Annotated in this window: 1 protein-coding gene; it reads right to left on the bottom strand. The window is 69.4% G+C overall.

Annotated features, from left to right (window positions below; genetic code table 11):
- On the bottom strand, positions 1-976 hold a 976-nt coding region (locus ACFUC1_RS20605; RefSeq protein ID WP_379123190.1), incomplete at its 3' end, for an IS481 family transposase.
- Between the last annotated feature and the right edge of the window lie 91 nt (positions 977-1,067).

Genomic DNA, 1,067 nt, shown 5'->3' with positions numbered 1-1,067 from the left:
TGTACTGACCCGCGAGGTTGTTGACGCGGTTGATGGGTGGTCGTCCGGCGAGGGCGGTGTGGGCGCGGTGGTGGTTGTACTGGTGGAGCCAGTCTGGCAGTGCCGTGGCCCGCTGGTGGGAGTCGTGGAAGACCTGGGCGTACGCCCATTCCTCGACCAGGGTGCGGTTGAAGCGTTCCGCCTTGCCGTTGGTCTGTGGGCGGTAGGGGCGGATCAGGACTTGTTGGGCGCCCAAGTCCTGCAAGGCTTCGCGCCAGGCGTGCGAACGGCGGTAGGCCAGCGCGTTGTCGGTCATGACGGCCTCGATGCGGGTGATTCCGTGCTCGGCGAAGGCTGCAGCCGCGCGGCGCAGGAAGTCGGCGCAGGTGGCCGCTGTCTCGTCGCGGTGGATCTCGGCGTACGCGAGCCGGGTGTGGTCGTCGATGGCGCAGTGCACGAAGTCGTACCCGACCCGGCGGCCGGCAAGTTGCTCGCTGCGTGAGCGGTGCGCCTGCCACGACCCACGACCGGTGGCCCGCCACCCACCGCCACTGCGGATGGCGCCGAGCTTCTTGACGTCAACGTGGACCAGTTCCCCGGGTCGGGACTTCTCATAGCGGCGGATCGGTTCCCCCGTCGGCCGGTCCACCCAGGACAGCCGGGGCAGCGCGTGGCGGACCAGGACCCGGTGCACCGTCGAGGTGTTCAACCCCAGAACCCCGGCGATCCGGGCCGGTCCCAGCCGGCGGTCCCGACGCAACGCCACGATCGCGGCCTCGGTGGCGGGGTCGGTACGCCGCGGGCTGGTCCGGGGCCGGCTGGACCGGTCCCTCAACCCGGCCACCCCTTCGGCCCTGTACCTGCCCAGCCACTTGTAAGCCGTCGCCCGCGACACACCCATCTCAGCGGCGACATGGGCTGCCGGGCGGCCTGCCAGCACTCGTTCCACGAGCAGCAGACGTGACCACGGCGACAGGCGGGGCCTAGCGTTGGACATGAGGACCTCCGGTTTTGCGGTGACGGAACTAGACACCCATCACTTCGCCCGGAGGTCCTCCCTCATGTCAACAAGGTCCGTGGTCAATACA

The sequence above is a fragment of the Pedococcus sp. NPDC057267 genome (assembly GCF_042668795.1).
In the GTDB taxonomy this organism is placed as follows: domain Bacteria; phylum Actinomycetota; class Actinomycetes; order Actinomycetales; family Dermatophilaceae; genus Pedococcus.
Note: the sequence above shows the minus strand (reverse complement) of the source record. Positions and strands in the feature narration are given on the sequence as shown.